General features: G+C 46.7%; 1 protein-coding gene. It reads left to right on the forward strand.

Annotated elements, in window-relative coordinates; all coding sequences use genetic code 11:
- Positions 1 to 568 (forward strand): PLDc N-terminal domain-containing protein (locus tag ACS8FD_RS23355; protein WP_439277607.1); only part of this gene is annotated, 568 nt, incomplete at both ends.

The raw sequence follows: 568 nt of genomic DNA on the forward strand, positions 1-568 counted from the left end.
GTGGTCTTGGGGTAGCTTTGCAGGGTTAGGACTGCTATTACACATCATATTAATGGTGATCATGACTTTGCGTGTGGTCTCGGTACAGCGCAATATTGGAGTGGCGATTGCCTGGATAGCGGTTCTATACACCCTGCCAGTGTTTGGGTTTATAGCTTATATTCTAGTCGGCGAACCGATGATCGGTCGTCGTTATCGGCAGCGTGTGGATCAAGCAAGCTTGCTAATGAACGACATAGCAGCACGTGAGCGGATGGTGTTTGATCAAGGACAGGATTTGTTGCCGATTAACTATCGGGGCGTGAGTCGTATCGGTACACGCTGGACAGGGTTTGGCGTGTACGCTGGACATAGGATGCAACTGCTAACTTCATCTAGAGCGTTTTTTAATCATCTGATTAGCGATATCGATAATGCTAAGCGCACCATTCTTATAGAGTTTTATATTATCTACCCCAAAGGCCAAGTCCTAGAGGTGCTGAAGTCTCTAGCTGCTGCCGCCAAACGCGGGGTAGAGTGTCATATATTAATAGACAGTGTCGGCAGTTTTAGCTTTTTTAATAGCTCT

This window comes from Psychrobacter sp. 1U2, from assembly GCF_051847575.1.